We start from the raw sequence: 24,476 nt of genomic DNA on the forward strand, positions 1-24,476 counted from the left end.
GTTCTGCGTGAGTTTGGAACATTTTACCGTACCTCAATGAAATAGTTATTACTAAGATCAGCAAAATAGAAAAAGATTCAAAAAAATCCCCCGATTTTTTATCAGGGGATTTGTGTATGAAAGACAGTGTCAGCATGGGGTCCTGCTGTAACATTCGGGTTAAAATGCCTTCTGTTACCACTTCAAGGCGAGTAGTTGCACTCATTTTCGTTTCTGAACGCATCCGGTAACCCACGGTCTGCCCGATATTTTCATTCAATTGAGCGGCAAGGCGATTGGCGACACTGCGAGCAGCAATCCGCCGTGGTTCTAACATTATGATACGCCCAGAGAAATCGGCTTTTTTCAGAATTTCCAATGGCAAAACCGTCGATTTCCCGGCCCCAGCCGGAGCATGAAGCAGGACCTGTTGTGAACTTTTCAACGTACTCAGGACAGGCTCGACGACCTCATATACAGGCAATAAAGACACAAACACTCCATACAAAGAAAGTTAACTTTCAACCGCCGGCATTGTAGCATTGCCTGCTTCAATCTTATGCCATCCGTCATTAGGGCGTTTTTATGAAATTCTATCCACTGTGCCAATACAGGGTACAGACAGAATATAATCATACATAATTGCCATTGATACAGTAATATTGCGGTTTCTGTTTTTAAAAACAAATAGTTAGATTAGATATATAAATAATTTTAATGTCAAATACATTGATAAATTCATTTAATGTGCTAATCTTTTAATTACTTAGATTCTTAATTATTTTTACAAAGTTATGAAAGGAGTTTAAAATTGGGCTCTGAATTTTGCTTTGTCAAATATGGTTTTGATAAAAATTTAAATGAATTAACAAATGAGTTTCAATTTGATGAGTTATCTACCGGAAGAATACTCTTCCGTAATACAACAAATGTATCTAAATTTAAAAGTGAAAGATATACTGATTTTTTAATTGGTAATATATATAACATATCTACCATCAGATTCATTCTTGGAAAAATAGAAGGAAGAGCTGGTGTGCTTAGCGATGTGGAGGTTTTATTATTAATTAGAGAAAAATTTGGCAATTCCATTATTTCTATAGCAGAAGGGGATTATTGCCTTTTTATTGAGGATAAAAAAGGAAATATAGAAGTAACAACAGAGTCTAGAGGATTAAATTTAGTAAATTTAGTACAGACAGATTTTATTTGGATTACTAATAGCTTGAAGATTGTTGGTAAGGTAGAGGGAGATAAAGCTTTTGATTTCAAATCTGAAAGCGAAGTTATTAAGAGCTCACTAAAACCAGATAATTTTTCACCAATAAGAAATGTGTCTAGATGAAAGCCTGGTACAATAAATAAATTAACATTTGATGAACAAAGATATCCTCATTTAGGAGTTGAGTATGTAATACCTCCTGTAGAGGAAAATTCTTTTGATATAAAAGAAAGTGACCTTCTTGAAATAATTGATTCTGATTTGAGAAATTCTATTTCCCGGTTATCTAAAAATAATAAAACTATAGGTGTTCCACTATCAGGAGGATTAGATTCAAGTTTAGTTACTGCTTTAGCATCAAAGTATTTTGATAAAGTAAAAACATGATCTATAGGAACAGAATTAAGCAATGAATTTGAATTTTCTAAAATTGTTTCTGATTATCTCGGTACAGAACACGAAGTTAAAATTCTTAGTGAAGATGAAGTTATATCAGGTGTAGTAAAAGCTATTTATCATAATGAAATATTTGACGGATTATCTTCTGAGATTCAATCAGGATTATTTAATGTTTATGAATTAGCAAAAGGAAAAGTTAACTCATTGATAACAGGATATGGTTCTGATCTATTATTTGGAGGGATATTAGAACCCGGAAAATCCTATATTGAACCAAATAAAATATTATCTGAGCAAGTTTATAGAACTAAATGGACAGGAGAATTTTCAACTCATGGAGCAGGAAATTATGGGTTGAACGTTTATCACCCATTTTGGACTAATAATCTTATATCTTTATGTCATAATTTGGACCCATACTTTAAAATAAGAGATAATGAAGTTAAAAATATTTTACGAGAATATGCAAACAGTATAAATATCCTCCCAAAAGAAATAATATGGAGAAAAAAAATAGGTATTCATGAAGGATCATCTGTCAATAAGTTTTTTGCAACAATGATAGGAACTGAAGTAAATAACTATCAAGATAAAACAAGGTTTAGTTATTCTATATATAAAGAGTTTTTGACAGGAAAATTGTCAATTGAAGAAGCAAATTCAACCAAGTTGCGTGAAATTATAAAAAGGAGTTAGATATGGTAATAGAAAGAGATTTTAGCTCAATTAGAGTAATTATACTTAACCATGAAAATAAGCATAATCCATTTAGTGAAAGCTTAGAAAATTCAATTAAAAAATCTTTAATTAAAGCTGATCAAGATGACAATGTTAAAGCCATTGTTGTTTATGGTGGAGAGAATCGTTCTTTTTCTTCTGGGGGAGATTTCAATGAAGTTAAAAATCTATCAGGAGAAAATGTGGAACGTTGGATAGATAGAGTGATAGATCTATATTGTGCTGTTTTAAACGTAAACAAACCAACAGTAGCTGCGGTAGATGGTTATGCTGTAGGAATGGGATTTCAATTTGCTCTAATGTTTGACCAAAGAATTATATCAAGCGAAGCTAAATTTATAATGCCTGAATTAAAACACGGTATTGGTTGTTCTGTAGGTGCAGCTATACTTAGTTTTACACATGGACATAATATAATGAGAAAAATTGTATTTGAATGCGAAGAACTTTCATCAGAAATGTGTATTAAATACAACATTGCAAATCAGGTAATAGATAAAGAAATTCTTTTAGAAACAGCTATAGAACGCGCTAATTTACTAGCAAAATATCCGAAAACAGCATACTCGAACACAAAAAAATTTATGAACAAAAAATTCGTTGATATCTTGGAAGATAGCAGAAAAGAATCAAAATTAGTTCATAAAAATTCGTTTGGCTCTAGAGATTCTCAAAAGCACTTTAAAAAAGTACTTGGTGATAAATATTATGAGGATAATTAAATGAATAAAAATTTACAATGGTCACCAATAATGCAGTCAGGTTTTGGTGCTAACATTAGTACAGATGATTTTTTGAAAGCTTCTGCTAAAGAAATTAAAAATCTTCTAATGAGACAAGGCTTTATTGTAGTCAATAAAATAAACCTTAATGCTGATGAATTTCGCGATATATACAGCAAATATGGAACAATAGTTGAGTATGCAGATGAAAAAATAGATGTTGGTTTTGGGTATCGTGATACATTAAAACTTGAAGGCGAAAAAGGAAAAATTGTCACTGGGCGTGGACAACTCCCATTTCATGCTGATGGTGGGTTATTATTATCGCAAGTAGATCAAGTTTTTTTATATGCTGCTGAAATAAAAAACATGAAGTTTCGAGGAGCAACTACCGTTTGTGACCATGTTCTTGCATGCAAAGAAATGCCTAAACATTTATTAAATATTTTATAAAATGAAATTTTTGAAGTAATAGTTCTAGAATATGGCTACTACGTAGATGTATCTCCTGCTGGATGGTTTCAAGTTCCTGTATTTACTGACCTTGGATGGGTGAGAAAAATGCTAATATATTTTCCATTCGATGAAGGACAACCAGCCAGCTGGGAGCCAAGAATTGTTGGGTTCACAGATGAAGAAACAAAGAGATTTTTTGCTGAGCTTACTGAATTTATGAAAAATCCCCGCTATTATTATAAGCATTATTGGGAAAAAGGTGATTTAATTATAATGGATAACAGAAGAGTTATTCATGAAAGGGAAGAATTTGATGACGATAATATCGTTCGTCGTCTCTACCGTGGGCAAACTGCTGATATTTAAATTCCTCCCCCTTCATAGAAGGGGAGGTAAAAATAAAGTGACATATGAGTTGTTATAACTATAGAAATTACAAATAATGGCTAATAAAAAATCAAACAACAATAAAGTTTTTAAAGACGAAACATCACTGTATTCTAGATATAGTATATCAACCCTTTTTCTTAAGTTTTTTGTAACTTTATTGTTAACAAATAAAATCACAAAAAAATTTCTTTATGGATGATGAGATTTATTTTAAATAAAAAAATAAGTTTTTTATTAGGTTTTTAAATGGGGTTTATTTTGGTGGTGAAAGTATAGATGAAGCAAAGGCTAATGTGATTTTTCTATCAAAAAATAATATTCATAGCATATTAGATTATGCAATTGAAGGGAAAAACGACGAAATTTTCTTTAATAATGCGCTAGAGTCAACATTAAAATTAATTGATCTCGCTAGCAAAGAGTCCAATATACCATATGTTGCCATTAAGCCTTCATCACTAGGAGATATTCATCTTTATGAAGAAAAAATGAGAGGTTGGAATTTTTTTGGAGAAAAAATTAATTCTTGGAGTAGGATATTAGAACGTTATGAAAAAATATTTCATTATGCAGAAATTAAATCAGTTAAAGTTATGATTGATGCAGAGCAATCTTGGATTCAGGCAGCAGTAGACAAGATTGTCATAGATAGCATTATTAAACACAATAAAATATTGCCTATTATAACATTAACAATACAATCCTACAAAAAAGAATCCATTGATCTTCTGATGTTACTACATAAAATTGCTATTGATAATAACATTAAAGTTGGTATTAAGATTGTTAGAGGAGCTTATTTAGAAGAAGAGATTAAAAATAAAGAAAAATCAATTGGAACATTTTTTTTAAAAAAAGAAGAGACTGATTTAAATTATAATTATTTAGCTGAATACATATCAAAAAGAATTGAGTATTTTTATCCTTTTTTTGCAACTCATAATGAAAATAGTATATCAATCATATTAAATAAGAATGAATTAAAAAATAAATCATTTTGGATTGGACAATTGTACGGGATTGGAGATCATATTTCATCAAAACTAGCTTACAATGGTATTAGGACGTGTAAATATTTACCATATGGGCCAATTGATAAATCATTGCCATATTTATTAAGAAGGATAAATGAAAATGCAGTGGCTTCAGATACCTTTGTTACAGAAAACAAAAAGATAATGAAAGAGATTATTTTAAGATTAAAAAAATACGGGAGATAAAAATGGATGTCTTTACATTAAAAATTGGAAATGATTCTTTTGATATATCATCGAATGAAACGATTTTGAAATGTGCTTATAAGAATGGAGTTAAATTAAAATATCATTGCGCTTCTGGATATTGTGGCAAATGTAAAGTAAAGCTTATTTCTGGTGAAGTTAATTTAGATCATTCTGGTGGAATATCTAGAGATAAAATATCTTCTGGATATATATTGACTTGCTGCTCATACCCGAAAAGCAACATTGAAATATAGGAAAAAAAATGAAATATATTTATTTGTTTTTATCTATAATAATGTCATCAAAAGCATATTCATTTGATAACATGAAACTCAGCTTTGTTGAAGGCGGTGATTTTTACGTTGGTAGTGTGTTTGGCGCTCAAAATTATGAATCTCATTCTAATGTTACATTAAATTCTTTTTATATCATGAAGAATGAAGTTACTTATTCAGAATATAAAGAGGTATATGAATGGGCTATATTAAATGGTTATGATTTTGATGATGGATGTAATGGGGCATATTATGAAGATTGTCTTCCTCCTGAGCAGGATGAAGGCAGGCATCCTGTGACTAGTATTAAATGGTTAGATACCATTCTTTTTTCAAATGCATTAAGTGAGAAATTAAAACTCACTCCAGTATATTTTCAAAAAGGAAATAAAATTATTAGAAAAAAAGACAAAAACTTAGAGATCTTTATAAATACAAACGCTAATGGCTATCGTTTACCTACCTTAAATGAATGGCATGTTGCAGCAAGGGGCGGAAAACCTGCCTTACGATTAGGAAGATATGGATACTATCACTCTGGAAGCAATGATTCTAAGAAGGTGGCATGGTATCCAGAGTTTAATACAAGTAATTTTGGAACACAGGTTGTAGGTAAATTATCTCCAAACGACTTAGATTTATACGATATGAGTGGAAATGTTTCTGAATGGGTCTATGATAGTTATGAACTTGGTACAGTTAAGTTGTACTATTTTTGTGGTGGAAGTTATCTTTCCCATGCAAACAGCTTATCCAGTTGTGATAACCATAGTTCAGGATATATTATGCCAGATGTTGGATTTAGATTAGTTAGGAGCTATTTAAATGAAAAATAAATTTTACCTTATTTTTATTTTACTTTTCTCGTTTGAGGCATTTTCTCATTGCGGAAATAAGGTAAATCTAAAGGATGGAATCAATCTTATAGATTTGAATGGTGATGGAAAAAAAGATGTAATTTTTTATGCCAAATTTGAAAACAATACATCTCATCCAAGTAACACATTAACTGTTTTTATAAAAAATAAAAATGGGAAATTTAATATAGTTCCACTCCCAAATGATACTGGTTTTACTTGGTTTGATTTTAAATTATCTGCTTCTGAAATAAAAATACAAGATTACGAGCTAAGGGTAAAAAATGGAGTTTATTATATTATTTTTTTTCGCAAAAAAAATAATGATGATGACATATTTGGAGAATACCCAGTAGAATTTATTAAATATGATATAAAATACAACAATGAAGTGCCTGGTATTTCAAATTATTATTGGGATTATACTAAATCCTATCTTACAAAGAAAAAATATAAAAATGTTAGTGATGCCATGACAGAATATAATATGGAGTGTAGTTTATGAAATTTTTTTATTTTTTTTTGTTTTTTTATCTTTTTTTTGTCATTCAGGAGAAAATGAATCTTTTAGAAAAAAAATACAAAAAAAAATTGACGATAAAATATTATTATGCCTAGGTGAAACTGAATGGCCAGTATCAATTAATGAAAATTCTATATGGGTTAATGCGAACATGGAATCTCTTGTTGATGCTGGATTAGTGAAATTGGATTTTAAAAGAGGAAAAAATAAATTATGGAACTTAACCAAGTTAGGAAAAAAAGAATTTAATAAAAATGGTGATTTTTGTTACGGTAGAATGATGTTAAAAAACATTCTAAGTATAACTTACATAAATAAAAAAAGAGGGTTTATAGTTTTTAACTACTATGTGCATTTATTACCTGAATGGGCTAAAAGCAAATCAATAAGATTCGCATATTCTTATCTAGATAATATTATTACAGGCATTGACAATGAAAAATATCAAATTGAATTTGAAAAATCTGACACTGGGGTTATTAAAATAATAAGTGATCCTGTTCAACTTGAAATTCTTTACTAATTTTAAGCGATAATAGGGGTTTCAAAAGCAACGGAATAGTACACTCCATTAAATAACTATTTAATGGCAGATTCGACTAATATACATTACACCTGCTGGATAGTCTTGGTATTCAGCATAAAAACAGTTTTATGAAACATCGTTCAAAAGCAGTTATTTCGGATAAAGATTACTCCAGCCAATCATTACGTAGCCGATTAAAAAATCAGGGAATAAAAGTGATAATTCCGTATATACCCTATGGATTTCAAGATGGATCGCGACGGCAAGGGAGCGAATCCCCGGGAGCATAGATAACGATGTGACCGGGGTGAGTGAGTGCAGCCAACAAAGAGGCAACTTGAAAGATGACGGGTATAAATCAAACGAAAAATCCCGGTCAGATAGACGGGTAAAATTCGACCATAAGACGAAATGTTGTGGAAAGATGTTTTGGTCGACTGAAAGAACATTGTAGCATTGCCTGCTTCAATCTTATGCCATCCGTCATTAAGGCGTTTTTATGAAATTCCATCCTCCGTTACAATCCGCCACACTCATTCGTCGTTATAAACGTTTCCTAGCTGATGTCATCACACCGGAAGGAGAAACACTGACTATCCACTGTGCCAATACGGGCGCAATGACCGGCTGTGCGACACCGGGAGATACGGTTTGGTATTCCACCTCTGATAATCCCAAACGTAAATACCCCAACAGTTGGGAATTGACAGAAACACAGGATGGTCACTGGATTTGTGTTAATACGCTCAGAGCAAATGATCTAGTCGCTGAGGCCATTGCACAAAATGCTATTCCAGAATTTTCTGAATATAAAAAAATCAGCCGGGAAGTGAAATATGGCGAAGAGAACAGCCGGATAGATCTGCTATTACAGGCAGAACAGCAAGTTAATTGCTACATTGAAGTGAAATCAGTGACTCTTCTCCAGGAAAATTGTGGCTATTTCCCTGATGCTGTCACGACTCGCGGGCAAAAACACCTACGGGAATTGCAACACATAGCAGAACAAGGGCAAAGGGCTGTTTTATTTTTTGCAGTCTTGCATTCTGGCATCAGGCAGGTCGCGGCGGCTGCACATATTGATCATAATTATTCATCTCTTTTGGAACAAGCGCAAAATTCTGGGGTCGAAGTTATCTGTTACCAGGCCAACATGACAGGAAAAGGGATGGTTTTAGGCGATAAGTTAACTTTTGTACTAAAATGATTAACTTACCGATTCACCTAATATTTGCAGCCAAGTTGTACAAGGTGTAAAGGCATACAATACATTTGCTTCCACACCATTGTGAAACTAATAGCAGGAACAATTGCCAACCCTTGCTCCATCTGCTATTTATAACGGCCTATTTTTTTCCCCGCTAGGGGTTCGTTTGATAGTGCGTGTGTTAGGAGAAGTATTATGCAAGAAGGGCAAAAACGTAAAACCTCGTCCTTAAGCATTCTCGCCATCGCTGGGGTAGAACCTTACCAAGAGAAGCCAGGTGAAGAATACATGAACGATGCCCAGTTGGCGCATTTCAAGCTAATTCTTGAAGCATGGCGCAATCAACTCAGGGATGAAGTAGATCGTACTGTATCTCATATGCAGGATGAGGCAGCGAACTTCCCTGATCCAGTTGACCGTGCGGCGCAGGAAGAAGAATTCAGTCTTGAATTACGTAACCGCGATCGTGAGCGTAAATTGATTAAGAAGATCGAGAAAACCCTGAAAAAAGTCGAAGATGACGATTTCGGTTTTTGTGAATCTTGCGGCATTGAGATCGGCATCCGTCGTTTGGAAGCCCGTCCAACCGCAGATTTGTGTATTGATTGTAAGACGCTGGCCGAAATCCGTGAAAAACAGATGGCTGGCTAATTAATGGTGTTCCGAATACGGCGTCTTTATGACGCCGTATAAACAACCCCACTGATCTCCATATGATAAAATCTGAACGTCCCCAAGCTTATATTGGGCGTTTCGCCCCATCACCTTCTGGTGACCTGCATTTTGGTTCATTAATCACTGCCATTGGCAGCTATTTGCAAGCCCGTGCTTGTCAGGGAAAGTGGCTGATACGTATTGATGATATTGATCCGCCCAGAGAAGTTCCCGGTGCTGCCAGCCGGATTCTTCACGCACTTGAACATTACGGTTTACATTGGGATGGTGAAATTCTCTATCAGTCTCAACGCCATGAGGCTTATCGCCATGTCCTTAATCAATTGCAACAACAAGGTTTAAGTTATTACTGTACCTGTACCCGTCAACGCATTCATCAGATTAATGGTTTTTATGATAGAAACTGTCGTGAATTAAATTTGCCCATTGATCATGCAGCAATTCGATTCAAACAGCGTCATCCGGTTTACGGTTTTGAAGATAAATTACAAGGATATCTGAACGCCGATCCGGTCATGGCTGAAGAAGATTTTATTATTCACCGTCGTGACGGTTTATTTGCCTATAATTTAGTGGTTGTTATTGATGATGATTACCAAGGGGTGACTGAGGTGGTAAGAGGGGCAGATTTGATTGAACCAACTGTCCGCCAGATTGCGCTTTATCAGCAGTTAAATCTCAAAATACCTGACTATATTCATTTACCACTCGCTCTGAATAAGGACGGCAATAAACTTTCCAAACAGAATCATGCTCAGCCGATCCCATTGGATGATCCCCGGCCATTACTGATTGAAGTATTATCTTTCCTTAATCAATCTGTTATAGAAAATTGGCAAGATCTTTCTCGTGATCAATTGTTACAAAAAGCAACAGCACGTTGGGATCTGGACCGAATTCCACGACAAGGTAAAATGCACATAGATAACATGAATAAAGTTACGGTTAGTCATAACAACCATTCTCAAAAAATACACAGTAGGCTATGATTAGCCGCTGTTTTTTATTTGTTTTATATGATTAGTTACTTATCGAGGTGTACCATTTTTAACCGAGTAGCAAATTTCTGCCGTAACTTATTGATCCGCGAAGGGAAAAATAACCGCGAACTACAGGCAGCCAGTGAAAGGCCAGTCACCGGATCTGACCGTTCTGCTCAGGAAGAGTACATAACTCTTCACTCTAATCGCCAAAACCCTTATCAACTCTTATCCAATGTGGAGACACCAAGGAAGGTTGAACAGGAGAATCCTCATTCGAATTTATCGATAACGATAATTCCACGGGAACAACATTGTATTTCCCGCAGAGATATCAGTGAAAATGCACTGAAGGTCCTTTACCGTTTGAATAAATCCGGTTTTGAAGCCTATTTGGTTGGCGGTGGTGTCCGTGACTTATTACTCGGTACAAAACCGAAAGATTTTGATATTGCCACCAATGCCACACCAGAACAGGTGCGTAAATTATTTCGCAACTGCCGTCTGGTTGGACGCCGCTTTCGCTTAGCTCATATTATGTTTGGTCAGGAAGTGATTGAAGTCGCAACATTCCGTGGTCCACATGAACAAACGGGTTCTGATGATAAAAATCAATCACAACAAGCACAAAGCGGCATGCTACTGCGGGATAACATCTTCGGCTCAATTGAAGAAGATGCTATGCGCCGCGATTTCACCATAAACAGCCTCTATTACGGTATCAATGATTTCTCTCTGCGTGATTATGCCGGTGGCCTTCATGATCTGGAAACCGGTGTTATCCGCTTGATTGGCGATCCTGAAACCCGCTATCGGGAAGATCCAGTAAGAATGCTGCGTGCGATCCGTTTCGCTAGCAAACTGAATATGACCATCAGCGAAGGTACCGCCGAACCTATTTCTCGTTTGGCTTTTCTGCTGAGTAATATTCCACCTGCCCGTCTGTTTGAAGAATCTTTAAAACTTTTACAAACCGGTCAAGGTTACAGCACTTATAAACTTCTGCGCGAATACCGCCTATTTCAACCACTTTTCCCATTGGTTCAACGCTATTTCACCGAAAATAACGATTCGCCAATGGAACGTATACTCAATCAGGTTTTGAAGAATACCGATTACCGGTTACAAAATGATAAACGGGTTAACCCGGCGTTTTTGTTCGCCGCAATGCTCTGGTATCCACTGGTTGAACATGCGGAAAAGCTGTCTCAAGAAGGTGGCCTGGCTTACTACGATGCTTTTGCATTGGCGATGAATGACATTCTGGATGAGCAATGCCACTCCATTGCCATTCCTAAGCGCCTGACAACCATCATGCGTGATATCTGGCAATTACAGTTACGTCTGCCACGCCGTCATGGTAAGCGGGCAAATAAACTGATGGAACACCCTAAATTCCGTGCTGCCTATGATTTGCTGGAACTGAGAGCCAATGTTGAAAATCGCAATGAGCTAAAAGATCTTGTCGATTGGTGGGGAGAATTTCAGCAAGTCAATGCATCACAGCAACGGAGTATGATTTCTGAACTGGGCAGTGAGATTGTTCGTCGTCGTACACGGCCTCGCCGTCACTATAAACCAAGACTGAGCAGGAACAGCTAATAAATTATGGCTCGTGTTTATATCGCTGTTGGTAGCAATCTGGCAGAACCTATGCAGCAAGTAAAAAATGCACTTGCTGCATTAAAAGATTTACCGGAAACAGAATGTATTGCCTGCTCCTCACTGTATCGTACTAAACCGATGGGGCCGCAGAATCAACCTGATTTTCTGAATGCGGCAGTCGCACTGGAAACCACGCTAACACCGGAAGAATTACTCAATCACACTCAGGCGATTGAACTGGCCCAGGGACGGGTAAGAAAAGATGAACGCTGGGGGCCAAGAACACTCGATCTGGATATCATGCTATTTGGTGATCAGGTGATTACTACCGAACGATTGACAGTGCCTCACTACGGACTAAAACAACGCGAATTTATGCTCTACCCGTTAGCTGAAATTGCCCCTGATCTTATATTTCCTGATGGGGAAGCTTTATCTGAAAGACTGAAACACATCCCAGAAAACGGCCTGACACTCTGGCTGCAACCGCAGCTCTGATTCTAATCATTACATATAGGGATCTCAGTTCAGTCCGTGGCCGATTTCTGTACATAACAAGAAAAATTGCAGGAGAAGGAAGATAAATAATGAAACCAATAACCATGACTGATCTGAATCAGCTCAAAAAAGAAAAACGTAAATTTGCAACTATTACCGCTTATGACGCCAGCTTTGCCCACCTGTTTGCCGAGCAAGGTATCGATGTCATGCTGGTTGGTGACTCACTGGGTATGACTGTGCAAGGGGCTGATACCACCATTCCAGTGACAGTTGAAGATATTGTCTATCATACTCGTTGCGTCCGTGCCGGAGCACCTTATACTTTTATCATTGCCGATATGCCCTTCATGAGTTATGCCACACCAGAGCAAAGTTGTGAAAACGCAGCCAAGCTTATGCGTGCTGGCGCTAACATGGTGAAACTTGAAGGCGGTAGCTGGTTATACGATACCATTAGCATGCTTACCGAGCGTTCTGTACCCGTTTGCGCTCATTTAGGGCTAACTCCTCAATCAGTCCATATTCTTGGCGGTTATAAAGTTCAAGGTCGTGATGAAGTATCAGCGAATCAATTGATAAAAGATGCCATTACCTTAGAAAAGGCAGGCATACAACTGCTAGTACTAGAATGCGTACCCGTTGATTTAGCTAAACGTATCACCGATGAATTACAGATCCCGGTAATTGGTATTGGCGCCGGTAATGTGACTGATGGGCAAGTTTTAGTGATGCATGACGCACTAGGCATTACCGTAAGCCCCCCTAAATTTGTGAAAAACTTCCTTGAAGAAGCAGGAAATATACGTGATGCCATCCGCTTATATAAAGAACAAGTGGAAAGCGGCGCCTACCCAGGTAAAGAACACTCATTTTATTAATAAATTACCCTTGTTAGCCCGAAGGCTATAAACACATTAAGGAGTATTAAGCAATGCTGATTGTCGAAACTGTACCGATTCTACGCCGTGAAATCCGCCGCTGGCGTCAGGAAGGAAAACGCATTGCACTGGTGCCAACAATGGGTAACTTGCACGACGGCCATATGACGTTAGTCGATACAGCCAAAGGGCAAGCAGATATTGTGATCGTCTCTATTTTCGTCAACCCGATGCAGTTTAATCGTCAGGATGATCTGGCAAGATATCCCCGCACTTTACAGGAAGATTGCGAAAAACTTCATCAACACGGTGTCGATCTGGTATTTGCTCCTGCTGATAAGGAAATATACCCTGATGGTATGGAACATCAGACTTATATTGAAGTTCCTGGGCTTTCTACCATGCTGGAAGGGGCCAGTCGTCCCGGTCATTTCCGTGGTGTTTCAACCGTGGTGAGCAAACTATTCAATCTAGTGCAACCAGATTTAACCTACTTTGGCGAAAAAGATTTTCAACAATTACAACTTATTCGCAAAATGATCGCCGACCTGGCTTATGATATTACGCTGGTTTCAGTACCTACTGTGCGCGACAAAAATGGCCTGGCTCTCAGTTCGCGTAATAACAATTTAACAGCCGATGAACGTCGAATCGCCCCAGAATTCGGCAAGATCATGCGATCTATCGCTGAAAAAATGGCACAGGGTGAATGCCACACAGAACAATTGCTCATTCAAGCTTCCGCACAACTACACGAAACGGGTTTTGTACCTGATGAGTTGTTTATCCGTGACGCCGAAACATTGGCGCCGTTAAATACCGAAAGCAAAAAAGCCGTTATTCTAATGGCTGCCTGGTTAGGGCAAACCCGTTTGATCGATAATCAACAAGTAGATTTAACGCAATAATCGCCGTTGTATCAGGCGTTATTGATGCAAAAAGGTTCTAAGTTGTCATCGAATCAGGAGAAAAACCATGTTGCGTACGATGCTACAGGGGAAATTGCACCGGGTGAAAGTCACTCAGGCAGATTTGCATTATGAAGGTTCCTGTGCAATTGATCAGAATTTCATGGATGTAGCCGGTATTCTGGAATATGAAGCTATTGATATCTATAACGTGGATAACGGCGAGCGTTTTTCCACTTATGCTATCGCCGCTGAACGTGGTTCTAGAATAATTTCAGTTAACGGGGCAGCAGCACGCCGTGCTGCGGTAGGTGATAAGCTAATTATTTGCTCATATGTACAAATCCCTAACGAAGATGCCCGTCATCATAAGCCTAATATCGCTTACTTCGACGGTGATAATATTATGAGCCGTATAGCTAAAGCCGTGCCAGTTCAGGTAGCTTAAATATTAATTTAAGCGCTCAATAATGGGTAGGTTGTGAAGACATTGCAAGTAAACTTCCCCTACCCATTCATCACCATTTAATAACAAAATAATCTACAATTAAGTTCTCAATCCCCGCCCTGTTTCAATTAAATACCAAGCAACAAGATAAAAAACCACAATAAATGCAGTCAAAACACTCAACGTAATTATCAAAGAAACATCAGTAATCCCCAAGAAACCATAACGGAAACCACTAATCATATAAACGATCGGGTTCAACTTGGAAACCGCTTGCCAAAATGGGGGTAATAATGTCAATGAATAAAATACCCCACCAAGATAAGTCAGTGGCGTTAATACGAAGGTCGGAATAATGCTGATATCATCAAATGTTTTAGCAAAAATCGAATTCAGCAAACCACCTAGTGAGAACAAAATGGAGGTCATCAACAACGTGACAACAATCATCCACCACTCATGAATATGAAGCGGCACAAAAAATAGAGAAACCAATGTCACCAGAATACCGACGCTGACACCACGGGCAACACCACCACCAACAAACCCCACAATCACTATGTGTGTCGGAACCGGCGCCACCAATAATTCCTCAATACTGCGCTGAAATTTCGCACCAAAGAAGGAGGAAGAAACATTGGCATAAGAGTTAGTAATCACTGCCATCATAATAAGGCCAGGGACAATAAACTGCATATAATCGACACCGCCCATTTCTCCAATACGTGAACCAATCAAGCTACCGAAGATAATAAAATAGAGCGACATGGTAATAACCGGCGGTAATAAAGTCTGTACCCAGATACGACCAAAACGGGTAATTTCTTTAATCCAGATAGTTTTTAGCGCCACCCAGTACAACTGAATCATTTACTATCTCCTTATTTGTTGCTCACCAAGCTGACAAATAACTCTTCCAGACGGTTCGCTTTATTACGCATACTCAAAATATGAATACCCTGAGCACTTAATTGGGTAAATACGCTATTTATTCCCTGACCACGTTGAACATCCACTTCCAAAGTAGAAGCATCCAGCAGTCTATAATCATATCCTACTAGTTCAAGAATTGGGTTTTGTGTTGCCAGATCGAAGAAGAATGTTTCAGATTCCACCCGACTGAGTAAATTTTTCATACTGGTGTTTTCCACCAATTCACCATGCTGAATAATACCAATATTACGGCACAGCATTTCTGCTTCTTCCAGATAGTGAGTCGTTAGAATAATTGTCGTTCCCTGAGCATTCAGCTCTTGCAAAAAATTCCACATAGAGCGACGAAGTTCAATATCAACACCGGCAGTCGGTTCATCAAGGATCAATAATTTAGGCTGATGCATCAACGCACGTACAATCATCAGACGTCGTTTCATCCCACCAGACAAACGAATCGCCCGTTGATTGCGTTTTTCCCACAGATCTAACTGCGACAGATAAGTTTTCGCTCTGGCTTGAGCCACTTTTCGCGGTACACCATAGTAACCGGCCTGATTGAGAACAATCTGCAACACCGTCTCAAACGGATTAAAGTTAAATTCTTGCGGAACAAGACCTAATTGACGTTTAGCATTCACAATATCAGTATCAATATCATAGCCAAACACTTTAACCTTACCGCTGCTTTTGTTTACCAGAGAGCTAATAATGCCGATTGTGGTGGATTTCCCTGCACCATTCGGGCCTAATAATGCGTAGAAGTCTCCAACTTCCACATTCAGGTCTATCCCACGCAGCGCCTTAACGCCATCAGTGTAAGTCTTAGTAAGCTGCGTTAACTCCAATGCATAAGTCATAAATTACAAAACACCTTTATTATCTGGTCGCCTTTGCGTGTAATGTGGAAACATAATGCCCCTTTTCTGCCTGACTTGCTTTGCAAAAGCAGCAGAAAGATTAAAAACAAACAGCAATAAAATATTAAAATTTCAATTGATGTTGTATATGATTCTATCTTAAAGAAACACTACCAGGCTATGAATCATGATGAAAAAAATAGAAGAGCTGCTTGCCAATAACAAGCAGTGGTCAGAATCGGTTAACGAAGAAAATCCAATTTTTTTCAAAGAATTAGCAAAATCACAAAAACCTCATTTCTTATGGATTGGTTGTTCAGACAGCCGGGTACCTGCAGAAAAACTAATTGATGCCGCCCCCGGTGACTTATTTGTTCACAGAAACGTTGCAAACCTGGTTATTCATACTGACTTAAATTGTCTTTCAGTTATTCAATATGCGGTAGACGTACTGGAAGTTGAACATATCATTATCTGCGGACACTACGGTTGCGGTGGTATCGAAGCGGCAATTGATGGCACCGAACTGGGGTTGATTAACAACTGGCTGCTACATATTCGTGATCTTTGGTATAAACACAGTTCTATGCTAGGTGAATTACCCCCTAATGAGCGTCTGAACCGTCTGTGCGAAATTAACGTTGTTGAGCAAGTATATAACCTTGGTCACTCAACCATTATGCAAGCAGCATGGAAACGAGGCCAAAAAGTAATGATCCACGGTTGGGTTTACGGTATTCATAATGGTCAATTGCAGGATCTGGAAGTCACAGCTGACAGTCGTGAAAAACTGGAACTTGCCTATCGCCAGACAATATCCAAACTGACGCATAAGAAGTGATTTTTTAGATCATTCATAAAATACGCTGTAGAAAAGGTTATATTTAACCTCTTCTATAGTGTAATTAAGCAAATATTTATACAGATTTTTATTTTATTAAATCGCTGCCTATTTGAATCTTAAGTATTTATTTTGATTTCTTTATTTTACGAATGTACTAAATATGGTAATAAAAAGAAAACAACGTAATTCATGATAAATATATTCATCATCACTACAGAAAAAAGGAAAGATAAATATATTATTATCCACTAGGTAAAAAATTCGGTTATCAGTTCTACCACCTTCATTCCATTTGACTGTTTCCTACCTTGTCGAAGTTGTTACAAAAGGCTAGCGTTTCTTACTACAATAAGGAATGTTTCAAATTTTCCTTGAATGGACAAAATAGTTCATGAAAAAGAACATTTTTATGGGCTATTGAATCACATTATCTGTAATAACAATGTTGACACTTAGGTAAAACCACGCTACAGTGTCAACAATGTGATAACCGTTACTTACGAGGAAAGTGCTATGCTCACTCATGTCAGAAAAATTGGAAACTCTGTTGGTACTATTATTCCAGCTCAGCTATTGAAATCTCTCCACCTGAAAGAGGGTGACCAATTATCAATTGTCGAAGAACAAGGAAAAATTGTAATCTCTGCGGTAAACCATCGTCCTAAGTATAAATTGGCCGATCTACTTGCTCTATGTGACTCAGAAGCACCAATGCCTGAAATATTAAAAGAATGGGATGCTAGTAAACCTGTAGGGAATGAAGTGTAATGGCAATATTTCAACGAGGGGATATTATTGAAGCTTGCTTAAACCCAGTCGCGGGTCAAGAACTGCAAGGTGACAAAAGACCATGCTTAGTAATAAGTCCATACAATTTTAACAAATTAGGTTTAACAATTATTGCTCCTATAACACAAGGAGGAAATTATGCCAGGTTCGCAGGTTTTGCCGTGACATTAATGGGCACCGGTACACAGACTCAAGGAGTGTTATTAGCGAATGGCATTCGTTCCGTCGATCTAAATGCAAGACAGGCAAGAAAAATTGAAGAGGCACCGACGTCTGTAGTTAATGAAATTTTAGCCATAGTGTCCAGCATATTGGAATAAATTCTACTGTTAATCAGGGATATCTGCCGATATGGTTCTATGACCGGAAGCCGTATTAGGCACCAGTGCCGAAATGTAAATAGGAACGCAGCCCCCTACACACCATGCCTGAATCACAAAGCCAAAAACGGCAACCCAAAAGTTGCCGTTTTCAAATGAGATAAAAACTACTCTTCTAACAAAACCACATGACCGATATAAGGAAGATGACGGTAAAGTTGCGCATAATCGATACCATAACCCACCACAAATTTATCCTCAATTGAGTAACCAATCCACTCAACCGGAACATCAACTTCACGGCGGGAAGGTTTATCCAGCAAGGTACAGATTGCCAGTGATTTTGGCTCACGCAGCGCTAAAATTTCACGCACTTTATTCAAGGTATTACCTGAATCAATAATATCTTCCACAATCAGTACATGCTTACCGCGAATATCCTCGTCCAGATCTTTTAGAATTTTCACATCACGCGTGGAATTCATACCGCTACCGTAACTGGAAGCCGTCATAAAATCGACTTGATGAGGGATCTGAATTTCACGGCATAAATCAGCCATAAAAATAAATGAACCTCTCAGCAATCCGACCAACACCAGCTCACTACCGCCGTCACGATAGTGTTCAGTAATCTGTTTTCCCAGTTCAGCAATACGTTGTTTAACCTCCTGTTCGGAGATCATAACTTCTACAGTGTGTTTCATTATAAAGTTAACCAATTGTTTTTAATGAATAAATATATGAAAATCAATAAAAAATCATAACCAGTTGATATGCCAATTAATACGCTGTTCTTCTAGCAATATTGTTGAACAGTTCCTTTTCCCTAGGATATCTAAAGGCAAGTATGGCATAAGATAAGGATGTTTATATACCCGTTATCTTTCAAGTTGCCTCTTTGTTGGCTGCACTCACTCACCCCGGTCACATAGTTCTCTATGCTCCCAGGGATTCGCTCCCTTGCCGTCGCGATGCATCTTGAAATCCATTGGGTATAGTATTTAGAAGAGAAACCAACAGATATTTTAACTTTGGCAGAGTCGTAAAAGGGCAGTGAAGATAAAGAACATCTCCTATAGCCAAACTCTGTTTGGCTGAAAAATCTGCCCTAAAAGATGCGGGAAATCTGTCACCAAGATTAGTCATCGTTACTCAAGTAAAAGTCAAATAAGCAACTAACTTATCACCATCTTTACAACTGGCAGCGATCACTTCCAATGGAATCTCTCCATTCTGGTTAGCCGCCATCCAAACACTATCGTGGCTGATATCACGTATTTCTTTAAAAGAGAGATTCCCATATTTTTCAATTGATTCATTTATGCAATCAATATCAGAATCACTAAACACATCTTCATCGAAATCACGCAAAGCACATATTTGGAATAAAGCGCCCGTCTCCCCTGGCTACTTTTATAATATCATAGGCATTCTCTGCAACAGGGCCATCTTTCATTGCAAGATGGTTATCACCCGTAATTAACCGGCCATAACGTTCTAAATGCAGCCGGTCAGCAAAATACAGAATTTTACCCACATGATAAATGTCAGAAATTGGTGCTGTAGAGGCAACGTACAGAATAGACTCTATAGCTTTTTCTGAGTCAAATCTTGCACTAAGCATCTCAATTACCTTCATTTAAACAGGATAAATAATATACAAAATCTATGCCTATTCTAATACCTACCATAATCCCTGTACAACGCTTTGTTATGCTCCATTGCGGTCAGCAAAATTATTTACTAACAGTAAAACCCACCATCATGCCGGTATCTTCATGTTCCAGTAGATGACAGTGCGCCATAAATGGATGTTTCACTCCCGCCGTATGATTGAACTGAACCAGCACTTCACTCTCCTTACCTTCCACATGAACAATGTCTTTCCAACCACTGCGGTGAGCAGCAGGCTTACGGCCATTTTCACTCAAAATACGAAAACGGGTGCCGTGGATATGGAACGGATGCAGCATCATGTCGCCGACCCCCGAAATCACCCAACGCTCATACTGCCCCTGTTTCACATCAAAAGCGGGTTCCATCATGGAGAAAGCCCGCCCATTAATGGTATTGGCATGATGGAAATTTAACTCGCCACCATGATGCATATCTCCGTGGTTTATATTCCCATGATCCATTTCCATACCCGCCATAGCCCGATCACCGTAGCGCTGAGACAACATCATCATTCCCTGCATATCCAGACGACTATCCATCGCCAGATGTAAACGACGCCGATTCAAACCGGTAAAAGAGGGCAATGCAGGAAGCTTGACAAGCTGTTCCGACAGTATTACGCGGCTAGAAAAAAGCTGAGGTTGAATACGTAAAACCGGCAGCGGCTGATCAAATGGCGGTAATGTCATTCCTATCTGAACTACAGGTAACGTCACCAGATCGAAAGATTTTCCATCCGAAGCATCTATCACTACCTCAAAACGCTCTCCCGACAAAATCGGTAACTCATTAACCGCAACCGGTTCCGCTAACAAACCACCATCACTGGCAACAACATACAATTGACGGCCATCACTGGTCGCAATATTGAGACTACGAGCATTACAGCCATTTAGCAAACGCAGACGTAACCAGCCACGCGGTGCAGTATGTTGGGGCAAAACAACACCATTGGTCAACATCATATCGCCAAACCAACCAACAGCAGCACTCATCACATCCAGTTGATAATCAATCTGTCCCTCGTTATTCAAGCGCTTATCCTGCAACATCACCGGAATATCATCCACGCCCCATCGATTTGGCAAACCCGTATTAATACTGTTCTCATCTTCAATCAGTACTAATCCGCCAAGCCCCATTGCAACCTGATAACCCGTCTTGCCATGCGTATGTGGGTGGAACCAACAAGTTGCTTCCGGTTGTTCAGGCGTAAAATTGACCGTCCGACGCCCACCTGGCGCAATCATCGCATGCGGCCCACCATCGGCTTCCCCAGTGATCTCCAAACCATGCCAATGAACTGTGGTCTCTTCTGGTAGATGATTACGAATATCAATAGTAACAGGTTTACCAGAAATCAATTTCAGTGCCGGCCCCAGTAAATCACCGTTGTAACCCCAGGTCTTAGTCACCATTCCTGCTTTAAAACTGGATTTTCCCGCTTTGATTTCAATAGCAATTTTTCCTGCCGCATCTGGCTCTAGTTGTAGAGGAATGGGTAATGGCGGATAAGATTCAGCAAAGGAGAAACGACTCCATACGGGCAACATACTGGATAGCCCCATAATGGCGCTTAATCTGATAAAATCACGTCGTTGCATATTCACTTCCTAGTTAAATCAATCAAAAAATAGACAACAAAAAACATCTCATAAAGGAAACCTAAGGGCTACCCTTACAGGAAGGTCAAGCGAAGGGAATGTGATTTAAGTCGATCTTTACAGTAATTTTAAAAAATAAATTTTACCTAACAAATATATTAATATGTTAACGTACTATGACATGGATTGATTATAATAATACAAATGCGAAAATTAGCTCTCTTGACTTACATACTGGTTCTTTTCGGTTTTTCTCACCCCGCAAAAGCGCTGACAGAAAATGAAGCTGAAGATCTGGCCGATCTGACAGCGGTGTTTATCTACCTGAAATATGACTGTGGTTACAGCCAAATTCCTGACCGGGAAATTAAACGAGCTATTATTTATTTTGCTCAACGCAATAAGTGGGATTTAACTAATTACAACAGCCGATTGATGGACAAGCTCAATGAAGAAAGCTACCAAGATCTAAAAGGAATTTATCTGTCTAATGCGATAAAGTGCCATGCTCTCGCCAGAGATTCTCTGAGTTTATTCGCCTACGTTAAATAGTCCTTTTCCTCATACCCCTAAAGGGGTAAATTTCACCGTGCAACTGTGAGAATTGTTGGTTATTATGTGCTCCCAACTTTCATGACTGTCACAGTGGAGGAAAAGCCGGGATATGTCACAAAAAGAAATTTGGTACGAAACCCTGCACGCCAACTTTGGTCAGTATTTCTCCGTCGATAAAGTACTTTATCACGATAAAACTGAGCATCAAGATTTGATTATCTTTGAAAACGCAGCATTAGGCCGCATTATGGCGCTGGATGGCACAGTACAAACGACTGAACGTGATGAATTTATCTACCACGAAATGATGGCTCATGTTCCTTTGTTCGCCCACGGGAACACCAAACGAGTACTGATTATCGGCGGCGGTGATGGCGGTATGCTACGTGAAGTCTGCCGTCATCAATATCTTAAAAGCATCACTATGGTTGAAATCGATGCTGGCGTAGTGGAATTCTGCCGTCAGTATCTGCCTAATCATAATGCCGGTGCTTATGATGATCCACGCTTTAATCTGATCATTGACGATGGCGTTAATTTCGTTAATACCACCGATCAGAAATTCGATGTCATTATCTCTGACTGCACTGATCCGATCGGGCCGGGCGAAGGATTATTCACATCTGAATTCTATCAAGGTTGCCAACGCTGCCTGAATGAAGATGGCATCTTTGTTGCTCAGAATGGTGTCTGTTTCCTGCAACAGGACGAAGCCATCACCAGCCATAAAAAATTGAGCAACTATTTTGCTGACAGCGGTTTCTATCAGGCAGCTATTCCAACCTATTATGGCGGAATTATGACCTTTGCCTGGGCGAGTCAGAACCCGGCACTGCGCTATGTGGATCTAACAACATTGCAACAGCGCTTTGACAACGCAGGTTTTACCTGCCGTTACTACAATCCAGCCGTTCATGTCGGTAGCTTTGCTCTACCACAATATCTGCTGGATGCACTATCCGAGAACCCATAATCACCCATTAGCCAGGAGGTGAAATAAATTGCACAAGCTGAAATTGCACGGCTTTAATAACCTGACAAAAAGCCTGAGTTTTTGTATTTACGATATCTGTTATGCAAAAAGTCAAGCTGATCGGGATAGTTATATCGCTTATATTGACGAACAATATAACGCTAACCGTTTAACGGAAATTCTTAGCGAAACATGTTCGATCATTGGTGCAAATATTTTGAATATCGCCCGTCAGGACTATGAGCCACAAGGGGCAAGCGTTACCATACTCGTCAGCGAAGAGCCGATGGACCCAAAGGATGTAGACAATACTGAAAATCCAGGTCCGTTACCCGATTCCGCCGTTGCTCATTTGGATAAGAGCCATATCTGCGTTCACACTTATCCAGAAAGCCATCCGGGCGGCGGCATATGCACTTTCAGAGCTGATATTGAAGTATCAACCTGCGGTGTTATTTCACCTCTCAAAGCGCTGAACTATCTGATCCACAAATTAGAATCAGATATTGTCACAATGGATTACCGCGTCCGAGGTTTCACCAGAGATGTGAATGGCATGAAACACTATATCGATCATGAAATCAGTTCTATTCAGAATTATATGACTGAAGAAGTGCAATCGCAGTATTACATGATGGATGTTAATATTTATCAGGAAAATCTATTTCATACAAAAATGATGCTAAAAAGATTTGACCTGAATGATTACCTATTTAATGCCACACCAGAACAACTTAGTGAAACTGAAAAGCAGGAAATTACCCATCTTTTGAAAAAAGAGATACAAGAAATTTATTATGGACGTAATTTACCCGCTGTTTAACTTTCACTAACTTATTATTTAACCTGAGGTTTGCTTAAGAAGGGGACTAAGTGCCTGAGGCACAATCAAAGTTTTTGCTAGATAAAACAAAATCGTGGAGATCCTCAGACATATCTAATTTAGAAGAACTTTACTGCTGCGTCGATGACTTTTGCCAAAAATTTATTCCTCTCTGGCATCAACAGTTAATTGAAAATGGTTAGCTCAAACGTCGCCGCGAAGCTTCCCTTTCTCTCAGTGAAGTGATGACGCTCCTCATTTTATTCCACATGAGCCGTTATCGTGATTTTAAAACGTTTTATATTCAGCATATTAAACACTATCTTAAGGCCGATTTTCCCCGGTTGGTCAGCTACACCCGGATGTTAACCTTAAAGCAAAGGGCGCTCATTCCTCTCTGTGCTTTTCTTTCGTCACGCAAGGCTGAAACCCAGGGGAGCGCTTTTATTGATTCAACCAAAATTGCCGTTTGTCACAACCTCCGTATTCCCCGTCATCGCGTATTCCAACCTAAAAAACCGAGCTTGAATTTACGGGATTGTGATATCGCTATTTTTAAACGAAACTGAGGTTAGTCATGTCACTT

General features: G+C 38.5%; 26 protein-coding genes and 4 pseudogenes. 23 read left to right on the top strand and 7 right to left on the bottom strand.

Translation table 11 applies throughout. The features are described from left to right. On the bottom strand, positions 1-472 hold a 472-nt coding region (locus AACQ83_RS07455; RefSeq protein ID WP_339366765.1), incomplete at its 3' end, for a DEAD/DEAH box helicase. A gap of 318 nt (positions 473-790) precedes the next feature. Between AACQ83_RS07455 and cpmA the strand changes: the two are divergent. The 16 genes and pseudogenes from cpmA to panD all read left to right on the top strand — a co-directional run bounded on the left by cpmA (position 791) and on the right by panD (position 14,512). Further along, a pseudogene (gene cpmA / locus AACQ83_RS07460) lies at positions 791-2,296 on the top strand (carbapenam-3-carboxylate synthase). Between the two features lie 2 nt (positions 2,297-2,298). Further along, on the top strand, positions 2,299-3,060 hold the full coding sequence (gene cpmB, locus AACQ83_RS07465; protein WP_112877014.1) for a carboxymethylproline synthase: 762 nt from the start codon (positions 2,299-2,301) through the stop codon (positions 3,058-3,060). Continuing rightward, positions 3,061-3,882: pseudogene (gene cpmC, locus AACQ83_RS07470) on the top strand ((5R)-carbapenem-3-carboxylate synthase). 76 nt (positions 3,883-3,958) lie between these two features. Then, a pseudogene (cpmD, locus tag AACQ83_RS07475) lies at positions 3,959-5,160 on the top strand (carbapenem biosynthesis protein CpmD). Then, on the top strand, positions 5,129-5,383 hold the full coding sequence (gene cpmE, locus AACQ83_RS07480; RefSeq protein ID WP_112877016.1) for a carbapenem biosynthesis protein CpmE: 255 nt from the start codon (positions 5,129-5,131) through the stop codon (positions 5,381-5,383). Before cpmD ends, cpmE begins: the two are co-directional and overlap by 32 nt. Positions 5,384-5,391: 8 nt before the next feature. Further along, positions 5,392-6,240: a carbapenem biosynthesis protein CpmF gene (gene cpmF / locus AACQ83_RS07485; RefSeq protein WP_112877017.1), complete on the top strand. Its 849-nt coding sequence runs from the start codon at positions 5,392-5,394 to the stop codon at positions 6,238-6,240. Continuing rightward, entirely contained in the window at positions 6,230-6,766 is a 537-nt protein-coding gene (gene cpmG, locus AACQ83_RS07490) for a carbapenem biosynthesis protein CpmG (RefSeq protein ID WP_011145247.1), read from the top strand. Before cpmF ends, cpmG begins: the two co-directional genes overlap by 11 nt. Next, entirely contained in the window at positions 6,747-7,307 is a 561-nt protein-coding gene (gene cpmH, locus AACQ83_RS07495) for a carbapenem biosynthesis protein CpmH (RefSeq protein ID WP_370446050.1), read from the top strand. Before cpmG ends, cpmH begins: the two co-directional genes overlap by 20 nt. A 502-nt stretch (positions 7,308-7,809) precedes the next feature. After that, a complete protein-coding gene (gene sfsA, locus AACQ83_RS07500; RefSeq protein WP_112877019.1) occupies positions 7,810-8,517 on the top strand; it encodes a DNA/RNA nuclease SfsA in 708 nt (235 codons plus the stop codon). Between the two features lie 195 nt (positions 8,518-8,712). After that, complete coding sequence (gene dksA, locus AACQ83_RS07505; protein ID WP_011145244.1) at positions 8,713-9,168, top strand: RNA polymerase-binding protein DksA; 456 nt, start codon at positions 8,713-8,715, stop codon at positions 9,166-9,168. Positions 9,169-9,230: 62 nt separating this feature from the next. After that, positions 9,231-10,181: a tRNA glutamyl-Q(34) synthetase GluQRS gene (gene gluQRS, locus AACQ83_RS07510; protein ID WP_112877020.1), complete on the top strand. Its 951-nt coding sequence runs from the start codon at positions 9,231-9,233 to the stop codon at positions 10,179-10,181. Between the two features lie 90 nt (positions 10,182-10,271). Then, the gene (gene pcnB / locus AACQ83_RS07515) at positions 10,272-11,774 is read left to right on the top strand and encodes a polynucleotide adenylyltransferase PcnB (protein ID WP_240000729.1); all 1,503 of its coding nucleotides are present in this window, start codon (positions 10,272-10,274) and stop codon (positions 11,772-11,774) included. 6 nt (positions 11,775-11,780) lie between these two features. After that, positions 11,781-12,275, top strand: a complete 495-nt coding sequence (gene folK, locus AACQ83_RS07520; protein ID WP_112877022.1) for a 2-amino-4-hydroxy-6-hydroxymethyldihydropteridine diphosphokinase — start codon at positions 11,781-11,783, stop codon at positions 12,273-12,275. 89 nt (positions 12,276-12,364) lie between these two features. Then, on the top strand, positions 12,365-13,156 hold the full coding sequence (gene panB, locus AACQ83_RS07525) for a 3-methyl-2-oxobutanoate hydroxymethyltransferase (RefSeq protein WP_112877023.1): 792 nt from the start codon (positions 12,365-12,367) through the stop codon (positions 13,154-13,156). Between the two features lie 53 nt (positions 13,157-13,209). Further along, positions 13,210-14,064, top strand: coding sequence for a pantoate--beta-alanine ligase (gene panC, locus AACQ83_RS07530; protein ID WP_112877024.1), 855 nt, complete (start codon positions 13,210-13,212; stop codon positions 14,062-14,064). A gap of 67 nt (positions 14,065-14,131) precedes the next feature. Then, positions 14,132-14,512 (top strand): aspartate 1-decarboxylase, encoded by a 381-nt coding sequence (gene panD, locus AACQ83_RS07535; protein WP_112877025.1) that lies wholly within the window; start codon positions 14,132-14,134, stop codon positions 14,510-14,512. A 99-nt stretch (positions 14,513-14,611) separates the two neighbouring features. Here panD and AACQ83_RS07540 read toward each other — a convergent pair whose 3' ends face one another. Together AACQ83_RS07540 and AACQ83_RS07545 are read right to left on the bottom strand one after the other, a co-directional pair. Beyond that, the gene (locus AACQ83_RS07540; protein WP_112877026.1) at positions 14,612-15,382 is read right to left on the bottom strand and encodes an ABC transporter permease; all 771 of its coding nucleotides are present in this window, start codon (positions 15,380-15,382) and stop codon (positions 14,612-14,614) included. An 11-nt stretch (positions 15,383-15,393) separates the two neighbouring features. Next, on the bottom strand, positions 15,394-16,305 hold the full coding sequence (locus tag AACQ83_RS07545; RefSeq protein ID WP_112877027.1) for an ABC transporter ATP-binding protein: 912 nt from the start codon (positions 16,303-16,305) through the stop codon (positions 15,394-15,396). 187 nt (positions 16,306-16,492) lie between these two features. Here AACQ83_RS07545 and can point away from each other — a divergent pair, with 187 nt between their 5' ends. The 3 genes from can (at position 16,493) to AACQ83_RS07560 (ending at position 18,258) form a co-directional block, all read left to right on the top strand. Next, positions 16,493-17,146 carry a carbonate dehydratase gene (gene can, locus AACQ83_RS07550; protein ID WP_011145235.1) on the top strand — a complete coding sequence of 218 codons (654 nt, stop codon included), beginning with the start codon at positions 16,493-16,495 and terminating at the stop codon, positions 17,144-17,146. 516 nt (positions 17,147-17,662) lie between these two features. Beyond that, positions 17,663-17,917: an AbrB/MazE/SpoVT family DNA-binding domain-containing protein gene (locus AACQ83_RS07555; RefSeq protein ID WP_225816796.1), complete on the top strand. Its 255-nt coding sequence runs from the start codon at positions 17,663-17,665 to the stop codon at positions 17,915-17,917. Continuing rightward, the gene (locus AACQ83_RS07560; protein ID WP_112877029.1) at positions 17,917-18,258 is read left to right on the top strand and encodes a type II toxin-antitoxin system ChpB family toxin; all 342 of its coding nucleotides are present in this window, start codon (positions 17,917-17,919) and stop codon (positions 18,256-18,258) included. The genes AACQ83_RS07555 and AACQ83_RS07560 overlap by 1 nt, the downstream gene beginning before the upstream one ends. Positions 18,259-18,425: 167 nt before the next feature. On the opposite strand, the gene hpt is transcribed toward AACQ83_RS07560, so the two are convergent. The 4 genes from hpt to cueO form a co-directional block, all read right to left on the bottom strand. After that, positions 18,426-18,962 carry a hypoxanthine phosphoribosyltransferase gene (hpt, locus tag AACQ83_RS07565; RefSeq protein ID WP_112877030.1) on the bottom strand — a complete coding sequence of 179 codons (537 nt, stop codon included), beginning with the start codon at positions 18,960-18,962 and terminating at the stop codon, positions 18,426-18,428. 448 nt (positions 18,963-19,410) lie between these two features. Next, entirely contained in the window at positions 19,411-19,608 is a 198-nt protein-coding gene (locus AACQ83_RS07570; protein ID WP_262981281.1) for a Panacea domain-containing protein, read from the bottom strand. Between the two features lie 13 nt (positions 19,609-19,621). Next, entirely contained in the window at positions 19,622-19,882 is a 261-nt protein-coding gene (locus tag AACQ83_RS07575; protein WP_255566960.1) for a Panacea domain-containing protein, read from the bottom strand. Between the two features lie 112 nt (positions 19,883-19,994). Next, a complete protein-coding gene (cueO, locus tag AACQ83_RS07580) occupies positions 19,995-21,539 on the bottom strand; it encodes a multicopper oxidase CueO (protein WP_112877031.1) in 1,545 nt (514 codons plus the stop codon). A 204-nt stretch (positions 21,540-21,743) separates the two neighbouring features. Between cueO and AACQ83_RS07585 the strand changes: the two genes are divergently transcribed. The 4 genes and pseudogenes from AACQ83_RS07585 to AACQ83_RS07600 all read left to right on the top strand — a co-directional run. Next, entirely contained in the window at positions 21,744-22,091 is a 348-nt protein-coding gene (locus AACQ83_RS07585; RefSeq protein WP_112877032.1) for a YacC family pilotin-like protein, read from the top strand. Between the two features lie 112 nt (positions 22,092-22,203). Further along, entirely contained in the window at positions 22,204-23,067 is an 864-nt protein-coding gene (speE, locus tag AACQ83_RS07590; RefSeq protein ID WP_112877033.1) for a polyamine aminopropyltransferase, read from the top strand. Positions 23,068-23,095: 28 nt separating this feature from the next. Beyond that, the gene (gene speD, locus AACQ83_RS07595) at positions 23,096-23,890 is read left to right on the top strand and encodes an adenosylmethionine decarboxylase (protein WP_112877034.1); all 795 of its coding nucleotides are present in this window, start codon (positions 23,096-23,098) and stop codon (positions 23,888-23,890) included. 110 nt (positions 23,891-24,000) lie between these two features. Next, positions 24,001-24,399, top strand: a pseudogene (locus tag AACQ83_RS07600) (transposase); the annotation flags it as partial. Positions 24,400-24,476: the final 77 nt, after the last annotated feature.

Origin of the sequence: Photorhabdus sp. S10-54, assembly GCF_963878145.1 — a bacterium.
Taxonomy (GTDB): domain Bacteria; phylum Pseudomonadota; class Gammaproteobacteria; order Enterobacterales; family Enterobacteriaceae; genus Photorhabdus; species Photorhabdus kayaii.

Bases quoted from the DNA above. Each gene is read 5' to 3' on its own strand.
- panC (WP_112877024.1), top strand. From the start codon at position 13,210: ATGCTGATTGTCGAAACTGTACCGATTCTACGCCGTGAAATCCGCCGC.
- dksA (WP_011145244.1), top strand. From the start codon at position 8,713: ATGCAAGAAGGGCAAAAACGTAAAACCTCGTCCTTAAGCATTCTCGCC.
- can (WP_011145235.1), top strand. From the start codon at position 16,493: ATGATGAAAAAAATAGAAGAGCTGCTTGCCAATAACAAGCAGTGGTCA.
- AACQ83_RS07585 (WP_112877032.1), top strand. From the start codon at position 21,744: ATGCGAAAATTAGCTCTCTTGACTTACATACTGGTTCTTTTCGGTTTT.
- cueO (WP_112877031.1), bottom strand. From the start codon at position 21,539: ATGCAACGACGTGATTTTATCAGATTAAGCGCCATTATGGGGCTATCC.
- AACQ83_RS07560 (WP_112877029.1), top strand. From the start codon at position 17,917: ATGGCAATATTTCAACGAGGGGATATTATTGAAGCTTGCTTAAACCCA.
- hpt (WP_112877030.1), bottom strand. From the start codon at position 18,962: ATGAAACACACTGTAGAAGTTATGATCTCCGAACAGGAGGTTAAACAA.
- speE (WP_112877033.1), top strand. From the start codon at position 22,204: ATGTCACAAAAAGAAATTTGGTACGAAACCCTGCACGCCAACTTTGGT.
- panD (WP_112877025.1), top strand. From the start codon at position 14,132: ATGTTGCGTACGATGCTACAGGGGAAATTGCACCGGGTGAAAGTCACT.
- AACQ83_RS07575 (WP_255566960.1), bottom strand. From the start codon at position 19,882: ATGCTTAGTGCAAGATTTGACTCAGAAAAAGCTATAGAGTCTATTCTG.
- cpmG (WP_011145247.1), top strand. From the start codon at position 6,230: ATGAAAAATAAATTTTACCTTATTTTTATTTTACTTTTCTCGTTTGAG.
- folK (WP_112877022.1), top strand. From the start codon at position 11,781: ATGGCTCGTGTTTATATCGCTGTTGGTAGCAATCTGGCAGAACCTATG.
- AACQ83_RS07540 (WP_112877026.1), bottom strand. From the start codon at position 15,382: ATGATTCAGTTGTACTGGGTGGCGCTAAAAACTATCTGGATTAAAGAA.
- cpmF (WP_112877017.1), top strand. From the start codon at position 5,392: ATGAAATATATTTATTTGTTTTTATCTATAATAATGTCATCAAAAGCA.
- sfsA (WP_112877019.1), top strand. From the start codon at position 7,810: ATGAAATTCCATCCTCCGTTACAATCCGCCACACTCATTCGTCGTTAT.
- cpmB (WP_112877014.1), top strand. From the start codon at position 2,299: ATGGTAATAGAAAGAGATTTTAGCTCAATTAGAGTAATTATACTTAAC.
- AACQ83_RS07545 (WP_112877027.1), bottom strand. From the start codon at position 16,305: ATGACTTATGCATTGGAGTTAACGCAGCTTACTAAGACTTACACTGAT.
- panB (WP_112877023.1), top strand. From the start codon at position 12,365: ATGAAACCAATAACCATGACTGATCTGAATCAGCTCAAAAAAGAAAAA.
- cpmE (WP_112877016.1), top strand. From the start codon at position 5,129: ATGGATGTCTTTACATTAAAAATTGGAAATGATTCTTTTGATATATCA.
- gluQRS (WP_112877020.1), top strand. From the start codon at position 9,231: ATGATAAAATCTGAACGTCCCCAAGCTTATATTGGGCGTTTCGCCCCA.
- AACQ83_RS07555 (WP_225816796.1), top strand. From the start codon at position 17,663: ATGCTCACTCATGTCAGAAAAATTGGAAACTCTGTTGGTACTATTATT.